Here is a 24095-nt window from a genome sequence, read left to right on the forward strand (position 1 = left end):
TTATGAAAACGGTTCTTGTTCTTTTTGACTCGCTCAATCGCCGCGCCCTGTCGCCCTATGGTGGCAAAACGGTGCCCACCCCGAATTTTGACCGGCTGGCGCAGCGCAGTGCGCGGTTTGAAAACCATGTCGTGGGGTCCATGCCCTGCATGCCGGCGCGGCGCGATCTTCTGACCGGGCGGATGTCGTTTCTGCACCGCAGCTGGGGTCCGGTGGAGCCGTATGACGTGACTTTTCCGGAGGTTCTGAGCCGGGAGAAGGGGGTCTACAGCCACTTCGTCACGGACCATTTCCATTACTGGGAGGACGGGGGCGCCACGTATCACAACCGGTATGACAGCTACGAGTTTTTCCGGGGCCAGGAGGGTGACCGCTGGAAAGGTGTGGTGGCGCCGGACTGGGAGGATATTGGCAAACGCTTTGATGCGGCGCAGGTGTCCCAAAAGCCGCGCAGTTACCCGCGGCATAACGTGGTCAACCGTGACTTCATCGAGGATGAGGCGTCGCATCCGAGTTTCCAGACCTTTGCCGCAGGTCTGGGGTTCATGGAGGCCAACAGGGCCGCGGATAACTGGTTCCTGCAGATTGAGACCTTCGCGCCGCATGAGCCGTTTTATGCGCCCAAACGCTTTCGCGACATTGCGGGCGCGCGCGATGATGGTCCCGCGCTCGACTGGCCGGAATACGGGCACAGTGAACGGCCGCTGGAGGAGAAGGATGAGCTTCGCGCCAGTTATCATGCCTCGCTTGCCATGTGTGACGAGTTGCTGGGGCAGGTGCTCGATGCGTTTGACCGGGACAACCTGTGGGAGGATACGGCGCTGATCGTGACGACGGATCACGGGTTCCTTCTGGGGGAGCATGATCTTTGGGCGAAGAACCGGATGAACCTCTATCAGGAGATCGCGCAGATCCCGCTGTTCATTCACGACCCGGCCAATCCGGCGGCGGATGGAACGCGGATGCATGGGCTGAGTCAGACGCCGGATCTGGCGGCGACGATCCTTGACCTGTTCGATGCGCCGCGCCCGTCGCAGATGGCCTCGCCCTCGCTGCGGCCCATGCTGGCCGGGGAGGGTTCGCCCCATGATGCGGTTATCTTCGGCTATTTTGGCGGGGCGGTGAACCTGACGGACGGGCGGCACACGTATCACCGGTATCCGTCGGACGTGCGGGAGCAGGAGATTTATCAGTACACGCTGATGCCCACGCATATTTTTGACTTCTTCCACCAGGAGGAGCTGGCCCAGGCGCGGCTGGCGCCGCCGATGCCGTTCAGCCGGGAGATGCCGCTGTTGCAGGTGCCGGTGAGCGGGAAGTCGGCGATGTACAACACCTATGGTCCGGGCTGCATCATTGAGAGCGATACGCGGCTCTATGATCTTGAGGCCGATCCGGGGCAGGAGACGCCGGTCCGGGATGCGGAACTGGAGGCGCGGCTGGCGGGCCGAATGGCGGAGCTGATGCGCGGGCTGAACGCGCCGGAGGAGGCGTTCGCGCGGCTCGACCTGGTGCCGGAAGCGGCGGTCACATGACACCCGACTGGCGGGACAGGGTCGCGGACCTGCGCCAGGTGGCCTCGGTGCGGCGGATCGTCCTCGATGACGGGCCGGAGCGGGGGGTGCGGGCGCTGGCCTTTGACACCGGTGGCGGGCTGGCGTTCTGGGTGCTGGCCGACCGCAGTCTGGATATCGGGCCGCTGAGCTTTCGCGGGATGCCGGTGGGCTGGCAACACCCGGCGGGGTTTGTCGCGCCGGGTCTGCACGATGCGCAGGCGGATGGCGGTACGGGGATTCAGCGCGCCATGTCGGGGTTTCTGGTGACCTGTGGTCTCGACAATGCGAGGCAGCCGCGCGACGGGATGCCGTTGCACGGATCGCTGCCCCTGACGCCCGCGCGGGTGACGGGGTGTGGCGAGGCCTGGGACCGGGAGGAGCCGGTGCTCCATGCCGAGGGTGAGGTGACCACGGCGCATATGGGCGGGGCGTGCTTTCGGCTTTTCCGACGCATTGAGGCGCCGGTTGGGGCGGCGCGGCTGACCGTGATCGACCGGGTGGAAAATATCGGCCCGGAGCGGGCGGAGATGCGGGTACTCTACCACACGAATTTCGGCTTTCCGATGGTGGATTACGGCATGGAGCTGACACTTGGGGGGCAGGAGATTGCGGCGGAGCATGGTGCGCCGGTCTGTCACCCGACGCCGATTGGCTCGAGCGTCGACCTGACGCGACCGGGCTGTACCCGCTGGCCGTCGGCGCGGATGAGGATGGAGAGTGATCTGCCGTATTTTCAGGTCTGGCGCGATGCGCGGCCCCGTCGAAACATTTTGGCCCTGGAACCCTCGAACTGCGACCGCGCGGCGGATGGCACCAGCGGGCCGGGCACATGGCTGGAGCCGGGCGAGAGCTGGAGGACGCGGCTCAGCTACACGTTTACGTCCCAAAATCAGGAGGAATGACATGGCGCATGTTCGGCTGAACGGCCTGTCCAAAAGTTACGGCAAGGTCGATGTCATCAGGGATGTTTCGCTCGACATCGAGGATGGGGAGTTTGTTGTTCTGATCGGGCCTTCGGGCTGTGGCAAGTCCACGCTGTTGCGGATGATCGCGGGGCTGGAGAGCATCAGTTCGGGGCAGCTTGATATCGGGGGCATTCCCATGAACGACGTGCCACCGCGCGACCGGGGCATCTCGATGGTGTTTCAGAGTTATGCGCTCTATCCGCACATGAACAGCGCCGACAACATGTCGTTTTCCCTGCGCCTTGCGGGTGAGCAGGAGGAGAAACGGCGCGGAAAGGTGGAGCGGGCGGCGGATATTCTGGGGCTGGGGCCGTATCTCGACCGGCTGCCGCGGCAGCTGTCGGGTGGGCAGCGCCAGAGGGTTGCGATGGGCCGGGCCATTGTGCGCAAACCGGAGGTTTTTCTGTTTGATGAGCCGCTGTCGAACCTGGATGCGAAGCTGCGCGTGAAGATGCGGGCGGAGCTGAAGGAGCTGCACATGAAGCTGAAGACCACCACGATCTATGTGACGCATGATCAGGTGGAGGCGATGACGCTGGCGGACCGGATCGTGGTTTTGCGCGACGGGATGATCGAGCAGATCGGCACGCCGCTGGAGCTTTATGACAATCCAAAGAACGCCTTTGTGGGCGCGTTTCTCGGGTCGCCGACGATGAACCTGCTGGACCTTGAGGTGCCGGCGGACAATCCGACCACGGCGCGGTTTTCCGATGGCGAGACGATGCGGCTGGCAGGTCCGGCGCAGCCTGGACTGGCAACGGTGGGGATCAGGCCCGAGAGTTTCTCGCTGGGATCGGAAGCGCGGGACGGGCATCTGCGGGCGGAGGTGGTCGTGGTGGAACCGACCGGGGCCTCGACCGAGCTTGTGGTGCGCAAGGCGGGTCAGAACATCACCATACTGTCGCATGAGCGGCTGTCGGCCAAACCGGGTGACACGGTGTGGTTTGCGCCGGATGCGGGCCGCACTCATGCGTTTCCGGCGGGATCGGCGGAGCTTTAGGGATCTGTTTTTCGACACCGGGTCCCTGTGCTGCGCAATGCGCGTCGGGACCGGGTGCCGGTTTTGGGTTTAGTAGTCCGAATCCTCGGCGAAACCCGGGGCGTGCGTGGCCATGTTGTTGGGGTCGAACTCCTGCAGCACGTCCCAGCCGGCGATCTGTGGCCGGGTTCCGATGATCTCATCCGGGTGGAATATGGCGGCGTCGATAAGGCCGCGACGCGCGGCGATCAGGACCGCCTGGAAGATGGACTTCACGCCAAGCTTGCGGATGATCTGCATCTGGATGTTTGCGGCGGAACCGTAGCGCACGTCCATTTTCAGCGCACGGGCGGGGTCCTCGCTAAGGGCCACAAGACGCAGGAAGTGAATTTCCTCGCAGGTCAGGTCGGCCATTGTCGAGGCGCCGATGCGGGAGAAATGGATCAGCCCGTCGCAGGTGGCAAAGGCCAGCGAGAGCAGGTCCTCGCGGTATTTGCGGAACTGGCTGCGCGCGAACTGCGGCGATTTGAACGTGTTAAGGATCACGGCGGCAACAACGCCGGTGGGGTAGGCGATTTTGAAGATCACGCCGTTGGTCCCGATGTTCAGCGAATGGGCCGCATTCGTGTAGGGCATGGGGGCGTTTGCGTCGGTGGGGACGAGTTCGTCGAGGAACAGTTCGTGGTCCCGCGCGACAATGCCCTCAATCAGCGGGTCGCGGTCATACAGACGCAGTGAGTGGTATTTTTCCCACCATTCATCCGGCAGACTGGAGAGCACGCGGCGCGAAAGATAGCGGCCGCCCTCACTGAGAATGATGAGGGTGATATGGTCGAAGCCGAACTCGCACGGAATCTCGCCAAACGCCTCCGCGACCTGGTCGAGCGTCTCGGCATCACCGATGCGCGAGGCCAGGTTTTCGGTTTCCGGGTTGCGCGACGGGAGGCCTCCGTCCTGTGAGATCCGGTCCCGGACACGGCGCAGCTCCGCAATCGTGTCGAGTTCGATCTTCTCGTTTTGGTTGATAAGGTCGTCAAGCACCTCTGCGAACCAGTTCATGGCAGTCCTCAAGTTTTCCACACGGGCCGCACCCTGAATTGCGGTCCCTGGGGAGGGGAAGTAATCGGCGGACTCAAGCGTGGCCCGCCCAAAGAACCCCTATGGCAGATGTTGCTTACCGCAAGGTTAGAAAACCCTGTCGACGTTTAGTCGATTGCGTTTAAAGATCGATACTTAAGCGGTGTTATTAATGTGGTGTCAGTTGATTAAAATCGACTGTAATGGCGACCGGACCGCCGCCTCACATTTCCTGACTGATCTGACCGTAGGCCAGCATGGCGAACAGGCCGGTGCCGCCAAAGACATTCCCGATCAGGGTCGGAAGGATGTGGTGGATGAAGGCGGAGAAGACCGTCAGTTCTCCGCTGAACACGAGGGTGAATATCTCGTTCGATCCGACAACGACATGGGTGAAACCGCCGGCCGCGATCAGCCAGGTGACCATGACGATGATGAAGAGCTCGGTTCCCCTTGCGGAGGGCAGCATCCAGACCAGCGCGGCGATCAGGAAGCCCGCGGGAATTCCGCGCAGAAGGGTTTGCCCAGGGTCGAGTTCGGCCACCTCGCGGGAGATGCCGACGATGGCCTCCAGCACCTCCAGGGGCAGAACGCCGCCGTGCACCGCAATCGCTGCGGTCAGTGATGTTCCCACCATGTTCGCCAAAAACACGATCGCCCAAAGCCGCAGGGAACAGTAAAGATTGTTTCGGCTGGGCGCGGCCAGTACGGGCAGAACCACGGTGATGGTGTTTTCGGTGAAAAGCTGGAGCCGGGACATGATCACCAGCACGAAGCCGAAGCTGTACCCGAAGCTTTCGATCATGTGCAGATAGGGGTGGTCGGCACCCAGCCCGGACCGAATAACGCCTTCCGCCAGAACGGACGAGGAAATGGCGATGCCGGCGGCCACGCCGGACCACCACAGGGATGTTTTGGGGCGGTCGAGTTCCTCCTCACCGTCTTTCAAAACAACGGAATAGACGGTCAGGGAGGACAGCCGCCGGTTTTTCGAGACGTGGTCGCGCTCCTCGCGGGTGAGCGGTTCTTCGGCGGCTGACGGGGTATCCTGCCGCGTCTGACGTTCTTCGGCTCTGGCGCTCAGGACGTCCGTTTGCGGCTCCGGGTTTTCGGAATGTTCTTTCAGTGTGGGCTCCAAACCGCGGCGTTCCGTCATCGTGTTTTCCCGTTTCTCACTGGGCCGAACGTGATTTGGAGCCCATTTTCGGTTGTGCGCTGCCCTGGTTGCGTAAGGCTGTGCGCGATGCGGGATAACTTCGTGAGGCCGGGTTTGGTTCCGGTCAGGCTTTTCACATATCAGGCATTATGTTATTTTTGCAGGTCCGGCCGAAACAGGGCCGCGTCGCGTTGCATGGATTTCCGGAGGAAATCGACCACGGCGGAGACGCGGTTGGAGCCGCGCAGGTTTTCGTGCCAGACAGCCCAGTAGCTGCGCAGGGCGCTTTTTTCGGGGAACAGCCGAATGAGGTCCGGGTGACCGGCGGTCATGAAATCGTGGAGGATGCCGATGCCCGCTCCGGAGCGGACGGCCTCGAACTGGCCGATGGCGGTGGAGACCTCGAAGGTCGAGGTCCAGTCGCTGAGGAATTCGGCAGCGTAGTTCAGCTCCTCCGTATAGACGAGATCATCCACGTAACCGATCAGGGGATGGTCGTGGAGATCGTCGAGCGTGTCCGGTGTGCCGTGGGCGTCTATATAGGACCGGTGGGCGTAGAGGCCGAGGGTGTAGTCGGCGAGGCGCTGACAGCGCAGGCGTCCGCGTGTGGGGCGGCCGATCATGATGGCTATGTCAGCCTCGCGTTCGGAGAGCGAGAAATTGCGCGGCAGCGGTACGAGCTGGATGCGCAGCTTTGGGGATACCTCCGTGATCCGGCCGAGGCGCGGGGAAATATAGGCGCTGCCCAAGCCGTCGGGCGCGCCGATGCGGACGGTGCCGGCGATTTCCGCGACGCTGTCACCGAGGCGTGCAAGGCCCGAGAGCATTTCGGCCTCGATGCGTTCGGCCGTTTCAAGAAACAGGCGTCCCTCGTCGGTGAGTTCGCAGCCTTTGGTGGAACGGTCGAACAGGCGGGTGCCGAGAGAGGTCTCGAGGGATTGCAGACGGCGGCTCAAACGGGCCTGGCTGATCTGCATGCGTTTGGCGGCGGACAGCATCTGACCGTCGCGGGCAATTGCCAGAAAATACTTTGTGTCGTCCCAGTCCATGCCGTAACCTTATCATCGTTTGTGCATAACGGATAGTCGAATGTAGGGGTTTATATGCAAACATGAATGTTATACATCCGGCTCATCAAATATTTAGGGAGAAGCAAATGTCCGAGATCGCACACTACTACGCAGGCAGCCGCCAGGCCGGAACCTCCGGTCGCAGCCAGCCCGTTTTCAACCCGGCTACCGGCTCGTCCGAGAAGACCGTCGCTCTGGCCTCCACGCAGGAAGTCGACACGGTTGTTGCCGCCGCGCTGGAAGCCTGGCCTGCATGGTCGAAGACCCCTGCCCTGCGCCGTGCACGTGTTCTGGACCGGTTCAAGACCATCCTGTGGGAGCGTGCCGATCAATTGGCCGAGGCCATTTCGGCTGAGCATGGCAAAACCCATGACGATGCCCTGGGTGAGGTGACCCGTGGTTTGGAAGTTGTTGAGTACGCAACCTCCGCCCCGTCCTTCATGAAAGGCGAGTTCTCCGAGAATGTGGGCACCGGCGTTGACAGCCACATGATCCGTCAGTCGCTGGGTGTTGTTGCCGGCATCACGCCGTTCAACTTCCCGGCCATGGTTCCGATGTGGATGTTCCCGGTGGCGCTTGCCTGTGGCAACTGTTTCATCCTCAAGCCGTCCGAGCGGGATCCGTCCGCGTCGCTTCTGATGGCTGAATGGCTGACCGAGGCCGGTCTGCCCGAGGGTGTGTTCTCGGTGGTTCAGGGCGACAAGGAAGCCGTCGATGCGCTTCTGCATCATCCGGACATCAAGGCGATTTCCTTCGTGGGCTCCACGCCGATCGCGCAGTACATCCACCAGACCGGCACGGCCAATGGCAAGCGGGTCCAGGCGCTGGGTGGCGCGAAGAACCACATGGTCATCATGCCCGACGCCGACCTCGACATGGCGGCTGGTGCCCTGATGGGTGCGGCGTTTGGCTCTGCCGGTGAGCGCTGCATGGCGATTTCGGTTGCGGTTCCGGTGACGGATGCGGTTGCCGATGCGCTGATCGAGAAACTGGTGCCGCAGATTGAGGCGCTGAAAATCGGTCCGGCCTCCGACCGTGCCTCCGACATGGGTCCACTCGTGACCGAGCAGCACATGAACAAGGTGCGTGGCTATATCGACGCCGGTGAGGCGGAAGGTGCCAAAATCGTGGTGGATGGCCGCACGTTCAAACAGGACATGCAGGGCTATGAGAACGGCTATTTCGTTGGTGGTACGCTGATCGACGACGTGACCCCGGACATGAGCATCTGGAAGGAAGAGATCTTTGGCCCGGTTCTGTCGGTGGTTCGCCGCAACAACTACAAGGAAGCCGTGGATCTGATCCACTCGCATGAATACGCGAACGGTGTGGCGGTATTCACCCGTGACGGCGACGTGGCCCGCAACTTCAGCAACGAGATTGAGGTTGGCATGGTTGGCGTGAACGTTCCGATCCCGGTTCCGATGGCTTTCCACAGCTTCGGTGGCTGGAAAGCATCGATCTTCGGGGATCACCACATGCACGGCATGGAAGGCGTCCGGTTCTACACCCGGATCAAGACGACCACGACCCGCTGGCCGTCGGGCATGCGGACCCAGTCCGAGTTCGTGATGCCGACCCTCGGCTGATTGGGTTCAGATGGATTGAAGGGACCGCGCCGGAGTTCTCCGGCGCGGTTTTTTGTTTCAGGGCTTTGGGTTATCAGGCGTTGTTCCGTGGGCAGGTGCGTTAGATGCCCGACATGAGTACGTGGAATTTCTCGCCCTGGACGGCAACGTGGTTGCGGATCAGTTCAGCGGCGGCGGCGCCGTCGGCGGCTTCGAGGGCTTTGACGATGGCCTCGTGTTCGGCCATGGACTGGCTGAGCCGGCCGCGGACGCGGAGTTGCAGGCGGCGGAAGGGCTGGAGCCGGCGCTGAAGACGCAGACATTCGCGCTCAAGGAAACCATTACCTGACTGTCGGTAGAGAACCGCATGAAAACGCTCGTTTTCCCGGTAGTAGCCATCAGTGTCGCCATTGCTGACCGCGCCGGTGCAGCGGGTGTTGATGTCGTGCAGGTCTGTCAGGGCCTCATCCGTGATGCGGGTCGCGGCGAGTCGGGCGCAGACGGCCTCAAGCTCGGCCATGACCTCGAACATCTCGATCAGTTCGACCGGGCCTGGATGGCGGACAAAAACACCGCGCCGGGGGACCTGTTCCACCAGACCGGAGACGGCGAGTTTTTGCAGCGCCTCGCGGACTGGGGTGCGGGAGACGTCGAAACGTGCGGCCAGCTGAACCTCGTCGAGCCGTTCGCCATTGCTGAAGGTGCCGTCGAGAACGAGGCTTTCAAGCTCATCGGAAATGACGTCGGCGCGTTTGCGTGTCATCCGCCCGCAATATCACGCGGGGCGGATTGGATGCAATCTGGTGCTTTTTGTATGCAGGAATGTTGACCTGGATTCCCAGGAATGTCAGCCTGTTGGAAAATCGGATCCGGATTCGAACATAAACGGGAGGAAATCATGAAACATACGATCAGGACATTTGTGTCCGCCGGTGCGCTGTTTGCGGCGGCGACGGCGGTGAACGCCACGGAACTTCGGTTGTCCCATCAGTGGTCGGAAGGCGACGTGCGCCATCAGGTCGCGAAGATCGTGGCCGATGAGGTGGCGGCTGCCGATGTTGATCTGGAGATTAAAATCTTCCCGACCCAGTCGCTGTTCAAGGCGCGTGAACAGTATTCGCCGCTGAGCCGGGGTCAGCTGGACATGACGGTTCTGCCCCTGTCCTACGCCGGTGGGCAGCAGCCGGTTTATAACCTGACGCTGATGCCGGGGCTGGTGAAAAACCATGATCATGCCGCGCGGCTCAATGAGAGCCCGTTCATGGAGGCCGTTGAGGAAATCATGGCCGAGGATGACGTGATGGTGCTGGTGCACGGCTACCTGGCTGGTGGTTTTGCGGGCAAGGACACATGCATCACCTCGCCCGATGACATGCAGGGGCTTCAGACCCGTGCGGCGGGCAAGGCGTTTGAGCAGATGCTGGCCGGTGCGGGGGCGTCGATTGCCTCGATGGCATCCTCCGAAATTTACAACGCGATGCAGACCGGGGTTCTGGATGCGGCCAACACCTCATCCTCGTCTTTTGTGAGCTACCGCATTTACGAACAGGTGGGGTGCTATACGCCCGCCGGCGAATATGCGCTGTGGTTCATGTATCAGCCGCTTTTGATGAACAAGCGGACGTTTGAGGATCTGAGCGACGAGCAGCAGCAGGCTTTGCTCGATGCGTCCGCGAAGGCCGAGGCCTACTATCTTGAGGAAGCCAAGAAAGAGGACGCCGAGAGCCGCAAGGTGTTTGAGGAGGCCGGTGTTGAGATTGCCGACATGACCGCCGAGGAGTTTGATGCCTGGCGCGAGATTGCGCAGAACACCTCCTATCAGGCGTTCGTGGAGGAAACTCCGGACGGGCAGAAGTTCCTCGATCTGGCTCTGTCGGTCGAATAGGCCGATCCGGGAGGGTGGCGGGCCGCCCTCCCCCGCATTCCGGGTTTTTCACAGGGAGAGCACCGTATGGCTGGTCACACTCCGGCGGGATCGAAGCGCGTCGCGCGCAGCGGGTTTGCCCGTGTTGTTCATGGCATCTCGACGCTTGCCGGATGGTGTGCCGCCGCGATGATCGTGGCGGCGGTTGCGATCACCTGTCAGATGATCTTCATCCGGTTTGTTCTGAACGGCTCGACGGTCTGGCAGACCGAGGCCGTGATTTACCTGATGATTGCCGCGACCCTGGTGGGTCTGCCATACGTGCAGCTGTTGCGGGGGCATGTGAATGTGGACCTCGTGCCGCTGATGCTGCCCATGGGCGCGCGGCGGGCGCTGGCTTTGCTGACTCTGGGGGTGTCGATCCTGATTGTCGGGATCATGCTCTGGTACGGGTTTGAGTACTGGCATTTCGCCTGGGACCGGGGCTGGCGGTCGGACACGGTCTGGGGCGTGCGGCTGTGGATTCCGTATCTGGCCCTGCCGGTGGGATTTGTTCTGCTGCTTTTGCAGCTGGCGGCGGATTTTTATGGTGTTCTGACCGGCGATGACCGGCCCTTTGGTCTGGAGGAAAAATAGTGGATCCGCTGGTCCTTGGTGCGGTTGTTGCGGTTGCAACGATCCTGGTTCTGTTTTCCGGTGTTTCGGTTGCGCTCGGTCTGCTGATCGTGTCGGCCGGGTTCTTGATGGTTTTCGATGGGATGCGCTCGCTGGAGCTGATGCCGGAGATCCTGTTCGGGAAGCTCGACAATTTTGCGCTTTTGTCCATTCCGATGTTCATCATCATGGGGGCGTCCATTGCCTCTACGCGGGCGGGCGCGGATCTTTATGAGGCCCTGGAACGCTGGCTGACGCGGGTGCCGGGTGGGCTGGTGGTGTCAAATCTTGGGGCCTGTGCGCTGTTTGCGGCGATGTCGGGGTCCAGCCCCGCGACCTGTGCGGCGATTGGCAAGATGGGCATTCCCGAGATGCGCAAGCGCGGGTATCCCGACGGCGTGGCCGCAGGGTCCATTGCCGCCGGTGGCACGCTTGGGATTCTGATCCCGCCATCGGTGACGATGATCGTCTACGGGATTGCGACGGAGACCTCGATCGGGCGGCTGTTCCTGGCCGGCGTGTTTCCGGGGCTGCTGCTCGTGGGGCTGTTTATGCTGTGGTCGCTCTATTCCACCTGGCGGTCGGGGGATGCGTCCGTGCTGAGCGCGGGGAGCTACACCTGGGGCGAACGGTTTGAGATCCTGCCACGGGTGGTGCCGTTCCTGGTGATCATCGTCGGTGTGCTCTATGCGATGTATGGCGGTATCGCGACGCCGTCGGAGACGGCTGCGGTGGGTGCGCTGCTCTGCCTTTTGATTGCGATGGTGATTTACCGGCTGTGGAACCCGCGTGATCTGTGGGTGGTGCTGCGCGACAGCACGCGGGAATCGGTGATGATCCTGTTCATTATCGCGGCGGCGGGTGTGTTCTCCTACATGCTGTCCTCGCTTTATATCACGCAGTCGATTGCGGGCTGGATCGGGGAGCTTGAGGTCAACCGCTGGGTGCTTATGGGGGCGATCAACGTGTTCCTTCTGATCGCCGGGTTTTTCCTGCCACCGGTGGCGGTGATCCTGATGGCCGCGCCCATTCTGCTGCCGATCATCACGACGGCCGGGTTCGATCCGATCTGGTTTGCGGTGATCCTGACGATCAATATGGAGATTGGGCTGATTTCGCCGCCGGTGGGGCTGAACCTCTATGTGATCAACGGGATCGCGCCGGATATTTCGCTGCGCACGATCCTGATGGGGTCGCTTCCGTTTGTGCTGTGCATGGTGGTGGCAATTGTTCTGCTGAGCATTTTTCCAGGCATTGCGCTCTGGCTGCCCAATCTGGTCATGGGACCGGGGATGTAGGCTGCCGCATGGGCCGCCGAATGCTGGACCTTGGGAACCCGTGGCTGGTCGGTTAGGCTGACCCGGTCGCGCAGGATTCCTGTGGCAATGCCCGCCGCGCGACGCCTGAAGGGTGTCCAGCGGGAGGCGGCAATTTCATGTCGAAAGGTGATCCGGAGGTTATCAGGCTTGGCCTGATCGGCGACAACATCGCGAAGTCGCGGGCGCCGGACCTGCACTGTTCCGCCGGGCAGCTGGCGGGTCTGAACGTGACCTATGACCGGCTGGTGCCCAAAGAACTGGGGCTCGATTTCGACGGCGTGTTTGAGATGGCGCGAAAGGACGGGTTTCGCGGCATCAATGTGACCTATCCCTACAAGGAAACGGTGACGGCGAAAGTAACGGTGGATGACCCGCTGGTGCGCGCGATTGGTGCGGTCAATACGGTGGTTTTTGAGGCGGATGGGTCCAAAGGCTTCAACACCGATTATTCCGGGTTCATCCGCGCCTGGCGCGGCATTCAGGAGGACGCGAAACCGGGCACGGTCTGTCTCATCGGGTCGGGGGGCGTTGGCAAGGCGGTCGCGTTTGCGCTCGTGGCTCTTGGCGCTGAGGAAATCAGGTGCGTTGACCTCGAGCCCGACCGGGCGAAAGAGCTGGCCGATTCCCTGACGCCGGTCGCCGGGGAAACGCGGATTGTGACGGCGAGGGACGCGGAATCAGCGGCCGTGCATGCAAATGGAATCGTGAACTGCACGCCGTTGGGCATGACGGGAATCGGTGGCACGCCCGTCAAAAAAGAAGCACTGGCGAATTCGCATTGGGCATTTGATGCGGTTTACACCCCTGTTGAGACCGAATTTCTACGCAATGCCAGGGATTTTGGGCTAATTGTGATAACCGGTTATGAGCTTTTCTTTGGACAGGGGGTCGATGCCTGGGACATCTTTACGGGTGCGGGCGTGGATCAGGTGGAGCTGCGCGCAGCCATACGGAGTACAGGGTAATGAAGACATCGATCGCGACCGTTTCGATTTCAGGGAACTTTCCGGAGAAGCTCGAAGCCATAGCCGCGGCCGGTTTTGACGGTATCGAGATTTTCGAACAGGATTTTATCGCCCATGACGGCAGCCCGCGCGAGGTCGGGGACATGATCCGGTCGATGGGCCTGGAGATTACGCTGTTTCAGCCGTTTCGCGATTTTGAGTCCCTGCCCTCGCCGCTGCGCGAAAAGGCCTTTGACCGGGCGGAGCGGAAGTTTGATCTGATGCAGGACCTGGGCACGGATCTGGTTCTGGTCTGTTCCACCACCCATCCCGAAGCACTGGGAGGCATTGACCGCACGGCCGGTGATTTCCGCGAACTGGGCGAGCGGGCGGAGAAACGCGGGCTGCGCGTCGGGTTCGAGGCGCTGGCCTGGGGTCGGCACATCAACGACCACCGCGATGCCTGGGAGGTAGTGCGGCGGGCCGATCATCCGAATGTGGGTCTGATCCTCGACAGTTTTCACACGCTGTCGCGAGGCATTGATCCTGAGACGATACGCCGGATTCCGGGCGATAAGATTTTTTTCGTGCAACTGGCCGATGCGCCGTGGATCGAGATGGATCTGCTCTACTGGTCCCGGCACTACCGCAACATGCCCGGCGAGGGTGACCTTCCGGTGACGGAGTTTATGCGGGCGGTGATGGCGACCGGCTATTCCAGTCACGTCTCGCTGGAGATTTTCAACGATCAGTTTCGCGGCGGCCGGCCGAAATCCATTGCCCGGGACGGGTACCGGTCTTTGATCGCGCTGATGGATGATGTCTGCTGGGCCGAGCCGGAGGCCTGCCCCGGGCTTGATCCGATCCCGCCCAGAGCCGGGGTTGAGGATGTCGCCTTCGTGGAGTTTGCGACCCGTGATGGCGAGGCTGATGAGCTGGAGAACATCCTGCGTACGCTCGGGTTTGAGCTGTCGGGGCAGCATATCGCCAAGGAGGTCGCGCTCTGGACCCAGGGGGATATCCGGCTGGTGGTGAACCGGGAAACGGCGGGCTATGCCGGGAGCGCCTACACGGTGCACGGGACCACGGCCTGCGATGTCGGGCTTCAGGTCAAATCAGCGGACGATACGCTCGCTCGCGCGAAACACCTGGGCGCGGAGCCTTTTGAGCAGCCGGTGGGTGCCGGTGAGTTGCAGATCCCGGCCATTCGGGGCCTTGGCGGGAGCGTGTTTCATTTCATCGATCGGCCCAGCGGTCTGAGCGACGTGTGGTCGGTGGAGTTTCCGGACAGCGATAATCCGGGCCGGGGCGCCGGGCTGACGAAGGTGGATCACCTGGCGCAGACCATGAGTTACGACGAGATGCTCAGCTGGTCGCTGTTTTACACCACGCTCTTCCGGATGCGGAAATCGCCGATTGTGGATGTGATTGACCCGGACGGGTTGGTGCGCAGCCAGGCATTGCAGACGCTGGACGGGACGTTTCGCATCACGCTCAATGGTGCGGAGACCCACCGGACCATGGCGGGGAATTTCCTGGCCGACAGTTTTGGGGCATCGCTGCAGCATATCGCGCTGGCGACCGATGATATTTTTGCCACCTCGGCGGCGCTCAGGGAGCGGGGCTTCGAGCCGCTGGCGATATCGGAAAACTACTATGCGGACCTGGCGGCGCGGTTTGACCTTGAACCGGAGATGCTGGAACGGCTCAGGGCCGGAAACATTCTTTATGACGAGGAGCCGGAGGGGGCGTTTTTCCAGTTCTATTCACAGGCGTTTGCGGGGGGCATGTTCTTCGAGATTGTCGAACGGCAGGGGAACTATACCGGGTTTGGTGCGCCGAATGCGGCGTTCCGGATTGCGGCGCAGAAACGCATGATGCGCGCGAAGGGTATGCCAAAACTTTGATTTGGGCGTAGCCGCGCTGCGGAACTTAAAAACGGTCTGCGGGTTTACGGACTGGCGGAGCGCAGTATCGCGCCGCGCCGATGATCTGTAGGACTCCGTGTATGATCGACGTTATAGTCAACGAGAATGCTGGCGACGCCTCTTCGGCGGAATCGCGGACCTCGCATCTTGGGACCATTTTCAAAAAGTTTGGGGTTGAGGCACGATTTCACTCGCTGCAGCCGGACGGGACCATCAGAGACCTTGCGAAAAGCGTGATTGACGTTGGCGCGGACACGGTGGTCGCTGCGGGAGGCGACGGGACCATCGGCGCGGTGGCCGGGGCGTGCCATGCGGCCGGTGTACGGATGGGGGTGATCCCGCAGGGCACTTTCAACTATTTTGCCCGGGCCCATGAGATTCCGGAGGACGCGGAGGCGGCCGTTCAGCTGATCGCGGAGGGCACTTTGCGTGAGACGCGCCTCGGCACGGTCAACGACCGGATATTCCTCAACAATGTCAGTATCGGAGTGTATCCGCGCATTCTGAAGAACCGTGAGGATGTCTACAAAAAGTATGGACGGTCGCGGCCGGCGGCCTACTGGTCGGTTTTCACCACGCTCGTGAACCGGCCGAGGGTGCTGAAGGCGACGATTTCGCTGGATGGCCAGGTCTGGAACAGCCGGACTCCGCTGGTGTTTGTAGCTAAGAGCGCGTTCCAGCTGAAAGAGTTCAACATGGCTGGCCAGGACGAGCTTGGTGACGGCGAATTTGCCGTAATTGTGGTGCCGGATGAGGACCGCATGACGCTGCTTGGATCGGCTCTGCGGGTCTGGAGCGGCCAGGCAAGGCGGGGGCCGGATTACAAAATGATGACAGGGCAGAATATTGACATCAGCCTTAAGCGTAGACGTGTGCTCGTTGCCTGTGACGGCGAAAAATTCGTGATGCGGACGCCGCTCCGCATCAGTCACCATGAGAGGAAACTGCGCCTGATCGCTCCCGAAAAGCCCGTATGACGCGTATTGTACATATCTCTGATCTGCATTTCGGTGCGGATGACGCGGAACTGATCGAGCCGCTCTTCGATGCGGTGACCGGAGCGGAGCCCAACCTGATCGCCGTGTCGGGTGATCTGACCCAACGGGCGCGAAGCTCGCAGTTTCGTGCGGCGCGGGCGTTTCTCGACCGCCTGCCCTCCCCGTGGATCTGCGTACCAGGCAACCATGACATTCCGCTTCACAATCCGCTGATGAGATGGACGATTCCGTATCTGAACTACCGGCGTTTTGTGGATGCCAACCTGGCGCCGACGATCACCGTCAATGACGTCAGGGTTCACACGCTGAACACCTCAGACCCGTATTCCTGGCAGAAGGGCAGACTGCGCGACCGACAGATCACCAGCGCCTGTTCCGGATTTTCGGGTTTCGACGGTGTCAGGGTTTTGATGTGTCACCACCCGTTTTCGCAGTCACGCGAGAGCCACAAGCAACTGATGCCGAAGGCGGAGGAAACGCTCAGCCGTCTGGCGGACTGTGGCACCGACCTGATCCTGTCGGGTCACCTGCATCGCTGGTGGGCCGAGCCGTTTGTGCAACGAAAAGGTGTGGGCCGGATTTTGCAGGTCCATGTCGGTACCGGCCTGTCCACGCGGCGGCGGGGGCAGGAGAACGACTTTGCCATCCTCGATTTTGTCGATGGCGGCTGCCGCGTGCATCGCATGGTCGCCGAGGGAGCGCGGTTTCGGGAAGACAGCGTGGCCTGGCACCAGCTGAACCCGAAACGCTGACCGTTCCGGGTTATTCGCCGCGCGGGAAGCGGGCGTTTTCCTCCACCACGTTCAGGTCCATGTGATTGCGCATGAAGCGTTCGGATGCATCCTGATACGGTTGATGATCCCATGGCCGGTACTTACCCTGGCGCAGGGCCTCGTAAACGATCCAGCGCTGGGACTGGCTGGCGCGAATCTCCGCGTCGAATTTTGACAGATCCCACCGGCTGTCAGCCATGGCGCGCATGTCGTCGAGGGTATCGGCAAAGTCCGGGTTTTCCGCGAGATTGTTCAGCTCGTGCGGATCATCGTCAAGATTGAAGAGAAGTTCCGGGTCGAGGTCACAGCGGATGTATTTCCAGGGTCCGTGGCGAAGGCCGACCAGAGGGGCCTGTGAGGCCTCGGCCGCATATTCCATCATCACCGGTGTCTCGCGCCGTCCGCCATTGCCGAGATGCACCAGGCTTTCGCCCTGGCACCAGGGGGATATTTCGGAGACGTCCCTGCCCGCGAGTTCCACCAGCGTGGGGCAGACGTCGATCAGGCTGACCGGATCGTCCACGCGGCCCGGTGTCATGTCGGGGCTTGAGATCATGAGTGGCACGCGGGAGGAATTTTCAAAGAAGCTCATTTTGAACCACAGGCCGCGTTCGCCAAGCATGTCACCGTGGTCGGAGAGCACCAGTATTGTGGCGTCCTGGCGGGTGGTCTCCAACGCCTCCAGAATGTCACCGATTTTGTCGTCGAGGTAGCTGACATTTGCGAAATAGGCCCGGCGGGAGCGTTGAATGTCCGTGTCTGAGATGTCGAAAGCGGAGCGTTCGTTGGCATCGAGGATGCGGCGCGAGTGGCTGTCATGGCTGGCGTACTCCATTTCACCCACCTCCGGCATCAGGTGGTCGCAGTCCTCATAGAGATCCCAGTATTTTTTGCGCGCAACGTAAGGGTCGTGCGGGTGTGTGAAGCTGACCGTGAGGCACCAGGGGCGCGGGTCGTGGCCGCGGGCGAGATCATAGACCTTGCGCACGGAATTCCAGGCGACCTCATCGTCATATTCCATCTGGTTCGTGATCTCGGCCACACCGGCACCGGTCACGGAGCCCATGTTGTGATACCACCAGTCGATGCGCTCGCCTGGCTTGCGGTAATCCGGGGTCCAGCCGAAATCGGCGGGGTAGATGTCGGTGGTCAGCCGCTCCTCGAAGCCGTGAAGCTGGTCGGGGCCCACGAAATGCATCTTTCCGGACAGGCAGGTCTGGTACCCGGCGCGGCGCAGGTGGTGGGCATAGGTGGGCAGGGCTGCGGACAGTTCAGCCGCGTTGTCGTAGACGCCGGTGCGCGACGGGAGAAGCCCGGTCATGAAACTGGCACGGGCCGGCGCACAGAGTGGCGAGGCGGTATAGGCGTTGGAAAACCGGGTGGATTTTGCCGCGAGTTTTTTAAGGTTGGGGGCATGGAGCCAGTCGGCCGGGCCGTCCTCGAACAGCGTGCCGGTCAGCTGATCCACCATGAAAATCAGTATGTTTGGTTTTGACATGCCGCCCCCCTGTTGTCTGTTTGGCTCCGTGGAGACCCTATCAGGCGGAATGCGGTCGGCCAGTCGAAAAGCGACGGTCTGCGGGTCAGACTTGGAGGCGTGTTGCCGTGGCCCATGGCGGGGCAAAACCGCCGGATTGTTTGTTGACGCTTCGTGGCCATTGCTTCACCTTCTGCGCGCAACATTTGGGGGAACAGTTATGGCAGACAAACCACTCGCTCTGGTGACCGGAGCCGCCCGCGGAATTGGCTATGCCTGTGCCGAGGCTCTGGCGGAGGACGGGGCCGCCCTGATCCTCGCGGATATTGACGGTCCGGCGGTGGAGGCTGCGGCTGAAAAGCTGGGCCAGGGCGCGTCAGCCATGACCTGTGACATGGGCGACCTGGATCAGATCAACGCCATGTTCGACCGGATTGAGGCCGATCACGGGCCTCTGTCGATATTGGTGAACAATGCCGGAGTGGCGATACCCGGTGACATTCTTGAAGCCCCGGTTGAGGACTTCAAAAAGGTTATTGATATCAACCTGACCGGCACATTCCTTGCGATCCAGCGGGCGGCGAAAGCCATGGTTGCGAACAAAATCGAGGGCGCGATCGTCAACATGTCGTCGATCAATGCCGTCGTTTCGATCCCCAGCATCCCGGCCTACTGCGCGTCCAAGGGTGGTGTGATGCAGCTGACGAAATCCGCGTCCCTCGCGCTTGCCCCCCACAACATCCGGGTTAATGCGGTAGGGCCGGGTTCCATCGACACGGAAATGCTCGCCGGGGTGAATGCCAATCCGGAGGCCATGGCCCGGATCATGTCGCGCACGCCGCTGCAGCGGATCGGAAGCCCGCGTGAGATTGGCGACGTGGTGGCGTTTCTCGCGAGCAGCAAGGCGAGTTACATCACCGGCGAGACCATCTATGTCGATGGTGGACGCCTGGGGATGAACTACACCTGCTGACCCGGGCTTTTCACGTAACGCTGCAATGCGTCAGAAGCGGAGGGACAGGCAGGACATGCCGCCGTCGATTTTGGCGCATTCGGTGTTGTTGATCTGGACGACCTCGTAGCCCGCCCGGTCCAGAACCTCCGCCGTTTTCGGGAAGCCCGCCGGCATGAGCACGAGGTTGTTGAACCGGATCGTGTTGGCCGCGGCCTCCTCCCCCTCGGCAGTGTTGAGGACGCGGTAGCCCTCAAAACAGCCGGACGCCTCAAGGCGTTTGGTTGAGAGGATCGTTTCCCCGTCGAGGAGCGAGCAGTCGGTTTTGAAGTGCAGAACGCCCTCGGGCGTGAAGACCTCGCGCACGGAATGACCCCAGTCGGCCACGAGCCGCCTCAGTTCCTCAACGCCTTCGGCATCGGTGCGGTCGGAGCGGCCCACGAGGATTTCGCGTGATGTTACGAGGATGTCGCCGCCCTCGATATGGCCGGGGCCGGAGATCTCGCGAATGGTGTCGTAGAACTTTGACAGGGCCGGCGCCATGTGAGTTACCTCGCCCATTCGGGTGGCGGCACCGGGTCGCATGAGCACCGCCCCCTGGGGCAGGCAAAGTGCGGTGTCCTCGACGAAAACGGCGTCCGGGAAATCCTCCAGGGCCGGCAGTACAGCGACCTCGGCCCCGGTGCTTTTGAGCGCCTCGACATAGCTCGCGTGGTCCTTCAGCATCTGATCCAGGTCCGGCGTGCCGGTATCGACTGCGCGCAGACCGTCGACAATGGCGCTGGAGGGCTGGCGCGTGATGGCGCGGGAAAATTCAAAAGTGGGATCAGGCATTTACGGTGCTTTCCTGCTCGGAATTATAGGATTCGTAGGCCCGGACCTCGATCACTGACGGGCCGTTTTGTTCCCTGCACCTGTGCAGGGCGGCGGTCAGATCACCCGGTTCGAGGGCACAGCTGACATAGGGAACACCGAATGATTTCGCGGTCAACTCAAAGTCGGGTGGCGTCGGGTCGCAGCCCACGACCGTAACGTTTGCGGCCTGCATCGAGCGGTCGATTTCGAGATAGCCGCGGCTGTTCCAGATGATGAAAACGACGGGCAGGCTTTCGTCCACCGCGGTCATAACTTCCGGCAGGCTGAACTGCGCGCCGCCATCGCCCACGAGGCAGGTGACGGGCACGTCGGGTTGTGCAATGGCCGCGCCGATGGCGGCGGGGATGCCATAGCCGAGCGCGCCGTAGCCGGTCGCGGAATTGAACCAGCCACCGGGGCGGTCATGGTCGTAGTAGAGATTGCCCGCGTAGATCGGCTGCGTGGAATCGCCTATGGAAAGCGCGTTGGGCAAAGCGGTGCGGAGCGCGTCGAGCATGTCCACCGCCGCGCCCATGTCCATGCCGATTTCGGCGCGGGCGGCTGTTCTGGCGGTTTCCGCACGCGCCGCGCCGTCGCCGGAGCGGGGCGTAACCGCGTCCATGACACCGCCGAGAAACGCGGTTGCATCGGCCTGGATTGGCAGTTCCGCCGGATGGCGGGCAAGCTGGTCCCCGCAGATATCCACCCGGATGAGGTTTTGCATCCGGGCTGCATTGCCATCGTCATACATGTCGTAATCGGTCGGACCGAGTTCCGTACCGAGCGCCAGAACCACGTCTGCAGCCGCAATCAAGTCGCGGATCGAGCGGAGGCTGGGGCTGGCCGGGACGCCCAGCGGATGGCCGAACATGGCGCCACGGGCGTTGACGGTCTGCACCACCGGCGCATCGAGACGTTCAGCCAGGGCGCGGATTTTGTCGGCGGCTGCAATGCTTCCACCACCGGCGAGCACAACGGGTTGTTTCGCGCTGTTCAGCAGTTCAGCGGCCCGGGCGACAGCTCCCGTGTCAACCGACCGGCGCTGGACCGGGGCCGGTTCGCGTGCCGTTGCTTCAAAGGGCAGTCCGGCAACATCAAGTGGCAGTTCGATATGAACCGGACCAGGCCGGGCGGAGGTAATGGCCGCGAAGACGCGTTCGAGAGCGGGGATCAGATCGGCGGCGCAGGAAATGCGCTCGGCGGCCAGGGCCACGCTGCGCGACAGGCCAAGCTGATCGGGGAGTTCGTGCAGGTGGCCGAGGCCGCGCCCCAGAGTGTCCAGTGCGTTGACGCCGGAGACCACGAGCATGGGCACACTGTCCGCCCGGGCCTGGGCCATTGCGGTCAGGGTGTTCGTGAAGCCAGGGCCGGTGATGACGAAGGCCACGCCGGGTTTGCCGGAGGCGCGCGCATAGCCGTCCGCCATGAAGGCCGCGCCCTGCTCGTGCCGGGGTGTGACGTGCCGAATACCGGAGGACGCCAGGCCACGATACATTTCAATGGTGTGTACGCCAGGGATGCCGAAGACGCAGTCGACCGCGCGTCTTTCAAGTTCCTGGATGAGGGCTTCACCGATCGTGGTCATGCGGAAACCCTCTGAAAGCCGGTGGCATGGGCGGCGATGCGGTCGCAGGCGGCCAGGAAAGGCCCGTCCTCGACCGTCAGGGCAACGCGGACCCAGTCATTAATGGTCTCACCGAAGCTCGTCCCTGGCATCACGGCAACGCCAGCGTTTTCAAGGAGATGCAGCGCGTAGTTGTAGCCGTTCATGCCGGTTTCCGCGACATTGACCATTGCGAACATGCCCGCATCCGGCCGGTGGACGCGCAGACCGGTATGTGGCTCCAAATTCGACTGGAGCAGTTCGGCGCGGGAGGCGAACCTCTGGCGCATTCCGGCCGCGACGCCGGAACCGTTGCGGATTGCGGCTTCGGTCATATCGGCGATGAAGGGCTGGTTGCCGAACAGCATGTTTTCCGAGATCGGCAGAAGCGCCTCCACGAACGGCTCAGGCCCGATGCACCAGCCACTGCGGAAGCCTGGCGCGGCGTGGGATTTGGAGATCGACGAGACCACGACCGTGCGTTCCGCAAATTCCTGCAGGGACAGGGCGGAGGTGAATTCAGTGCCGTCGAATACCAGTTCGCCATAGACCTCGTCGGACACGATCCAGAGGTCGTGTTCCTTCGCGAGGCGACCGATGGCCGCAAGATCGTCACGGGTCAGCACGGCACCCGTGGGGTTGTGCGGCGTGGTCAGGAGCAGGACCCGGCTGCGCGGTGTGATGCGTTCACGGATGTCGTCGACGCTGATGCGGAAGCCGTTTTCCCAGCGCAGGGGAACGGGCACCATGTCCGCGCCGGTTGAACGGATCACACCTTCATAGGTGGCATACATGGGATCGCCCACCAGCACCTCATCCCCCGATTCGGCGAGGCAGGTCATTACGGCATAGAGCGCGGTCTGGGTTCCGGGGAAGCAGAGCACGTGGTCCGGCTCGATGTCCTGGCCGGACAATTCAGAGTAATAGGTGGCGAGAGCCGCCCGCAGGCCGTCCTCCCCCCTGCCGTTGGAATAGGTCGTGCGACCGTCCCGCATGGCCTGGGCCGCCACGTCGATCAGATCGGCGGGGGTCGGCACGTCGGGCTCGCCGATGGTAAGGCTGATGACATCCTGACCCTGGGCGATAAGATCCCTGGCCCTGAGGTACACATCCCATTTGGCACCGCCGAGATCCGCAACACGGTCGGTAATAGAGGCGAATTTCATTCAGTTCCGTTCCTTTACGTCAGGGACAGCCGGTGTGGGTGGATACCCTGTCCGGCTGTCATGCGGGGTCCATCTGGCAATTTTGCCGTGCAGTATTGTCAACCGCCCGGGTTCGCGCCATCCTGCGCGGCAGTATCGGCAGACAGGGTTGGATGGAGTGAAGTTATCTGTTGCAGTGCATTCCGGCATTCCGGGACATCCAAACTCATCCTTACGCCCCCTTCTGAAAGTTGATCCCCGGACAACCCGCCACGCCGCTTCCGCCCGGCATCGGAAGGTGCCGGTTGTTTTAGCCGCATGCCGTGGTTGGCATTTTGTTATACAGGTGTATAACTATCATTTCGGGACGCATTCTCAAGTCCAAAAAACCGGAGTCACCGTTTGACAGCACCACACGCCAAAGGTTCCGCTCCCGCGGACGACAGCACTCCGGCCGGATCGCTGCGTGTTGAGGACCTTCACAAGTCTTTCGGGGAGCTGGAGGTTCTCAAAGGCGTCAGCCTTTCGGCCAACCGTGGTGACGTGATTGCAATCATCGGCGGCAGCGGCTCGGGCAAGTCCACCCTGCTGCGCTGTATCAACTTCCTCGAGACGCCTTCTTCGGGGCGCATCATCATCGGTGGTGAGGAGGTTGAGATGAAGGCGGACGGGTCGCCCGCGAACCGCCGTCAGCTGGAGCGCATCCGCACGAAACTGGCGATGGTGTTCCAGTCGTTCAATCTCTGGACCCACCGGACGCTGCTGGAGAATGTCATTGAGGTGCCGGTGCATGTCCTGAAGGTGCCGAAGGATAAGGCCATCGAACGCGCGCGACAGCTGCTTGAACGCGTGGGGCTCGCCAACCGGGAGGACACCTACCCCGCCTTCATGTCCGGTGGACAGCAGCAGCGCGCGGCGATTGCGCGTGCGCTGGCCGTGGATCCCAGCGTCATGCTGTTTGACGAACCGACCTCCGCGCTCGACCCCGAACTGGTGGGCGAGGTTCTGAACGTGATGCGGGATCTCGCGGCGGAGGGTCGCACAATGCTTGTGGTAACCCACGAGATGAATTTCGCCCGGGAGGTGGCAACCCATGTTGTCTATCTCTATGAGGGGCGGATCGAGGAACAGGGACCTCCGTCGGAGGTTTTTGGAAATCCAAAGTCGGAACGGCTTCGGCAGTTCCTGAAAACCATAAACTGACAAACCAAC

The 24095-nt window shown here is 61.9% G+C and carries 21 protein-coding genes; 13 read left to right on the forward strand and 8 right to left on the reverse strand.

Annotated elements, in window-relative coordinates; all coding sequences use genetic code 11:
* Positions 1 to 2 precede the first annotated feature (2 nt).
* From ACP15P_RS14495 to ACP15P_RS14505, 3 genes are read left to right on the forward strand one after another with little or no spacing between them, the layout of a single operon-like run.
* Positions 3 to 1535, forward strand: coding sequence for a sulfatase (locus ACP15P_RS14495; RefSeq protein WP_424929192.1), 1533 nt, complete (start codon positions 3 to 5; stop codon positions 1533 to 1535).
* Complete coding sequence (locus ACP15P_RS14500) at positions 1532 to 2458, forward strand: DUF4432 family protein (RefSeq protein ID WP_424929193.1); 927 nt, start codon at positions 1532 to 1534, stop codon at positions 2456 to 2458. Before ACP15P_RS14495 ends, ACP15P_RS14500 begins: the two co-directional genes overlap by 4 nt.
* A 1-nt stretch (position 2459) precedes the next feature.
* Positions 2460 to 3521, forward strand: coding sequence for an ABC transporter ATP-binding protein (locus ACP15P_RS14505; RefSeq protein ID WP_424929194.1), 1062 nt, complete (start codon positions 2460 to 2462; stop codon positions 3519 to 3521).
* A gap of 69 nt (positions 3522 to 3590) precedes the next feature.
* On the opposite strand, the gene ACP15P_RS14510 is transcribed toward ACP15P_RS14505, so the two are convergent.
* From ACP15P_RS14510 to ACP15P_RS14520, 3 genes are all read right to left on the reverse strand, one after another.
* Positions 3591 to 4559: an autoinducer binding domain-containing protein gene (locus ACP15P_RS14510; protein ID WP_424929195.1), complete on the reverse strand. Its 969-nt coding sequence runs from the start codon at positions 4557 to 4559 to the stop codon at positions 3591 to 3593.
* 241 nt (positions 4560 to 4800) lie between these two features.
* On the reverse strand, positions 4801 to 5733 hold the full coding sequence (locus tag ACP15P_RS14515; protein ID WP_424929196.1) for a formate/nitrite transporter family protein: 933 nt from the start codon (positions 5731 to 5733) through the stop codon (positions 4801 to 4803).
* A gap of 152 nt (positions 5734 to 5885) precedes the next feature.
* Positions 5886 to 6782: a LysR family transcriptional regulator gene (locus ACP15P_RS14520; RefSeq protein WP_424929197.1), complete on the reverse strand. Its 897-nt coding sequence runs from the start codon at positions 6780 to 6782 to the stop codon at positions 5886 to 5888.
* A gap of 107 nt (positions 6783 to 6889) precedes the next feature.
* Between ACP15P_RS14520 and ACP15P_RS14525 the strand changes: the two genes are divergently transcribed.
* Positions 6890 to 8392: a CoA-acylating methylmalonate-semialdehyde dehydrogenase gene (locus ACP15P_RS14525; protein ID WP_424929198.1), complete on the forward strand. Its 1503-nt coding sequence runs from the start codon at positions 6890 to 6892 to the stop codon at positions 8390 to 8392.
* Positions 8393 to 8492: 100 nt separating this feature from the next.
* Here the strand turns inward: ACP15P_RS14525 and ACP15P_RS14530 are convergent, their stop codons facing one another.
* Positions 8493 to 9134 (reverse strand): GntR family transcriptional regulator, encoded by a 642-nt coding sequence (locus ACP15P_RS14530; protein ID WP_424929199.1) that lies wholly within the window; start codon positions 9132 to 9134, stop codon positions 8493 to 8495.
* Positions 9135 to 9269: 135 nt separating this feature from the next.
* Between ACP15P_RS14530 and dctP the strand changes: the two genes are divergently transcribed.
* From dctP to ACP15P_RS14565, 7 genes are all read left to right on the forward strand, one after another.
* Positions 9270 to 10256 (forward strand): TRAP transporter substrate-binding protein DctP, encoded by a 987-nt coding sequence (gene dctP / locus ACP15P_RS14535; protein ID WP_424929200.1) that lies wholly within the window; start codon positions 9270 to 9272, stop codon positions 10254 to 10256.
* Positions 10257 to 10322: 66 nt separating this feature from the next.
* Positions 10323 to 10871, forward strand: coding sequence for a TRAP transporter small permease (locus ACP15P_RS14540; protein WP_424929201.1), 549 nt, complete (start codon positions 10323 to 10325; stop codon positions 10869 to 10871).
* Entirely contained in the window at positions 10871 to 12187 is a 1317-nt protein-coding gene (locus ACP15P_RS14545; protein ID WP_424929202.1) for a TRAP transporter large permease, read from the forward strand. Before ACP15P_RS14540 ends, ACP15P_RS14545 begins: the two co-directional genes overlap by 1 nt.
* Positions 12188 to 12324: 137 nt before the next feature.
* Complete coding sequence (locus ACP15P_RS14550; RefSeq protein WP_424929203.1) at positions 12325 to 13173, forward strand: shikimate dehydrogenase family protein; 849 nt, start codon at positions 12325 to 12327, stop codon at positions 13171 to 13173.
* A complete protein-coding gene (locus ACP15P_RS14555; RefSeq protein ID WP_424929204.1) occupies positions 13173 to 15059 on the forward strand; it encodes a bifunctional sugar phosphate isomerase/epimerase/4-hydroxyphenylpyruvate dioxygenase family protein in 1887 nt (628 codons plus the stop codon). Before ACP15P_RS14550 ends, ACP15P_RS14555 begins: the two co-directional genes overlap by 1 nt.
* 101 nt (positions 15060 to 15160) lie before the next feature.
* Complete coding sequence (locus ACP15P_RS14560; protein WP_424929205.1) at positions 15161 to 16057, forward strand: diacylglycerol/lipid kinase family protein; 897 nt, start codon at positions 15161 to 15163, stop codon at positions 16055 to 16057.
* Positions 16054 to 16830, forward strand: coding sequence for a metallophosphoesterase family protein (locus ACP15P_RS14565; protein ID WP_424929206.1), 777 nt, complete (start codon positions 16054 to 16056; stop codon positions 16828 to 16830). Before ACP15P_RS14560 ends, ACP15P_RS14565 begins: the two co-directional genes overlap by 4 nt.
* A 10-nt stretch (positions 16831 to 16840) precedes the next feature.
* Here ACP15P_RS14565 and betC read toward each other — a convergent pair whose 3' ends face one another.
* Positions 16841 to 18349 (reverse strand): choline-sulfatase, encoded by a 1509-nt coding sequence (betC, locus tag ACP15P_RS14570; RefSeq protein ID WP_424929207.1) that lies wholly within the window; start codon positions 18347 to 18349, stop codon positions 16841 to 16843.
* A gap of 199 nt (positions 18350 to 18548) precedes the next feature.
* On the opposite strand from betC, the gene ACP15P_RS14575 reads away from it, so the two are divergent.
* Entirely contained in the window at positions 18549 to 19301 is a 753-nt protein-coding gene (locus ACP15P_RS14575) for an SDR family NAD(P)-dependent oxidoreductase (RefSeq protein WP_424929208.1), read from the forward strand.
* A gap of 30 nt (positions 19302 to 19331) precedes the next feature.
* Here the strand turns inward: ACP15P_RS14575 and ACP15P_RS14580 are convergent, their stop codons facing one another.
* The 3 genes from ACP15P_RS14580 to ACP15P_RS14590 are packed head-to-tail and all read right to left on the reverse strand — an operon-like array spanning position 19332 to position 22904.
* Positions 19332 to 20114 (reverse strand): dimethylarginine dimethylaminohydrolase family protein, encoded by a 783-nt coding sequence (locus ACP15P_RS14580; RefSeq protein WP_424929209.1) that lies wholly within the window; start codon positions 20112 to 20114, stop codon positions 19332 to 19334.
* The gene (locus tag ACP15P_RS14585; protein ID WP_424929210.1) at positions 20107 to 21720 is read right to left on the reverse strand and encodes a 5-guanidino-2-oxopentanoate decarboxylase; all 1614 of its coding nucleotides are present in this window, start codon (positions 21718 to 21720) and stop codon (positions 20107 to 20109) included. Before ACP15P_RS14585 ends, ACP15P_RS14580 begins: the two co-directional genes overlap by 8 nt.
* Entirely contained in the window at positions 21717 to 22904 is a 1188-nt protein-coding gene (locus ACP15P_RS14590; protein ID WP_424929211.1) for a pyridoxal phosphate-dependent aminotransferase, read from the reverse strand. The genes ACP15P_RS14585 and ACP15P_RS14590 overlap by 4 nt, the downstream gene beginning before the upstream one ends.
* A gap of 381 nt (positions 22905 to 23285) precedes the next feature.
* Here ACP15P_RS14590 and ACP15P_RS14595 point away from each other — a divergent pair, with 381 nt between their 5' ends.
* Positions 23286 to 24086 (forward strand): ABC transporter ATP-binding protein, encoded by an 801-nt coding sequence (locus ACP15P_RS14595; protein ID WP_424929212.1) that lies wholly within the window; start codon positions 23286 to 23288, stop codon positions 24084 to 24086.
* Positions 24087 to 24095: the final 9 nt, after the last annotated feature.

The sequence above is a fragment of the Amaricoccus tamworthensis genome, assembly GCF_049800875.1.
Classification (GTDB): domain Bacteria; phylum Pseudomonadota; class Alphaproteobacteria; order Rhodobacterales; family Rhodobacteraceae; genus Amaricoccus; species Amaricoccus tamworthensis.

Coding starts and splice junctions, on each gene's coding strand:
- ACP15P_RS14495 (WP_424929192.1), top strand. CDS start 3: ATGAAAACGGTTCTTGTTCTTTTTGACTCGCTCAATCGCCGCGCCCTG.
- ACP15P_RS14500 (WP_424929193.1), top strand. CDS start 1,532: ATGACACCCGACTGGCGGGACAGGGTCGCGGACCTGCGCCAGGTGGCC.
- ACP15P_RS14505 (WP_424929194.1), top strand. CDS start 2,460: ATGGCGCATGTTCGGCTGAACGGCCTGTCCAAAAGTTACGGCAAGGTC.
- ACP15P_RS14510 (WP_424929195.1), bottom strand. CDS start 4,559: ATGAACTGGTTCGCAGAGGTGCTTGACGACCTTATCAACCAAAACGAG.
- ACP15P_RS14515 (WP_424929196.1), bottom strand. CDS start 5,733: ATGACGGAACGCCGCGGTTTGGAGCCCACACTGAAAGAACATTCCGAA.
- ACP15P_RS14520 (WP_424929197.1), bottom strand. CDS start 6,782: ATGGACTGGGACGACACAAAGTATTTTCTGGCAATTGCCCGCGACGGT.
- ACP15P_RS14525 (WP_424929198.1), top strand. CDS start 6,890: ATGTCCGAGATCGCACACTACTACGCAGGCAGCCGCCAGGCCGGAACC.
- ACP15P_RS14530 (WP_424929199.1), bottom strand. CDS start 9,134: ATGACACGCAAACGCGCCGACGTCATTTCCGATGAGCTTGAAAGCCTC.
- dctP (WP_424929200.1), top strand. CDS start 9,270: ATGAAACATACGATCAGGACATTTGTGTCCGCCGGTGCGCTGTTTGCG.
- ACP15P_RS14540 (WP_424929201.1), top strand. CDS start 10,323: ATGGCTGGTCACACTCCGGCGGGATCGAAGCGCGTCGCGCGCAGCGGG.
- ACP15P_RS14550 (WP_424929203.1), top strand. CDS start 12,325: ATGTCGAAAGGTGATCCGGAGGTTATCAGGCTTGGCCTGATCGGCGAC.
- ACP15P_RS14555 (WP_424929204.1), top strand. CDS start 13,173: ATGAAGACATCGATCGCGACCGTTTCGATTTCAGGGAACTTTCCGGAG.
- ACP15P_RS14560 (WP_424929205.1), top strand. CDS start 15,161: ATGATCGACGTTATAGTCAACGAGAATGCTGGCGACGCCTCTTCGGCG.
- ACP15P_RS14565 (WP_424929206.1), top strand. CDS start 16,054: ATGACGCGTATTGTACATATCTCTGATCTGCATTTCGGTGCGGATGAC.
- betC (WP_424929207.1), bottom strand. CDS start 18,349: ATGTCAAAACCAAACATACTGATTTTCATGGTGGATCAGCTGACCGGC.
- ACP15P_RS14575 (WP_424929208.1), top strand. CDS start 18,549: ATGGCAGACAAACCACTCGCTCTGGTGACCGGAGCCGCCCGCGGAATT.
- ACP15P_RS14580 (WP_424929209.1), bottom strand. CDS start 20,114: ATGCCTGATCCCACTTTTGAATTTTCCCGCGCCATCACGCGCCAGCCC.
- ACP15P_RS14585 (WP_424929210.1), bottom strand. CDS start 21,720: ATGACCACGATCGGTGAAGCCCTCATCCAGGAACTTGAAAGACGCGCG.
- ACP15P_RS14590 (WP_424929211.1), bottom strand. CDS start 22,904: ATGAAATTCGCCTCTATTACCGACCGTGTTGCGGATCTCGGCGGTGCC.